Source organism: Pseudomonas sp. HY13-MNA-CIBAN-0226, from assembly GCF_040310305.1.
GTDB classification, from domain to species: domain Bacteria; phylum Pseudomonadota; class Gammaproteobacteria; order Pseudomonadales; family Pseudomonadaceae; genus Aquipseudomonas; species Aquipseudomonas gregormendelii.
In genome coordinates this window covers 1-321 of the sequence record NZ_JBEOPS010000123.1, presented here as the reverse complement: position 1 = coordinate 321, position 321 = coordinate 1, and the positions used below count along the sequence as shown (strand labels likewise).

Annotated in this window: 1 protein-coding gene; it reads left to right on the top strand. The window is 62.6% G+C overall.

All coding sequences use genetic code 11. From position 1 onward, the window contains the following. The coding region (locus tag AAEZ05_RS28050; protein ID WP_350649825.1) for an OPT/YSL family transporter at positions 1-321 on the top strand (321 nt) is incomplete at both ends.

Below are 321 nucleotides of genomic sequence, written 5' to 3'. Positions count from 1 at the left end.
CTTCAAGGTGGGCAAGGCAATTGGCGCGACGCCGCACAAACAGGTTATCGCCCAGATTCTCGGGATTTTTGTCGGCAGCATCGTCGGCGTATTCGCGTACCTGGCGCTGATCCCCGACCCTCAAACCATGCTGCTCACCGAACAATGGCCGGCCCCGGCCGTCGCCACCTGGAAAGCCGTGGCCCAAACCCTGACCCACGGTTTGGATTCACTGTCCCCCAGCATCCGCTGGGCCATCGGCATTGCAAGCTTGTTCGGCGTGCTGCTGGGCATCCTCGACAGCACATTACCCACACACCGCGCCCGCTACCTGCCGAGTGC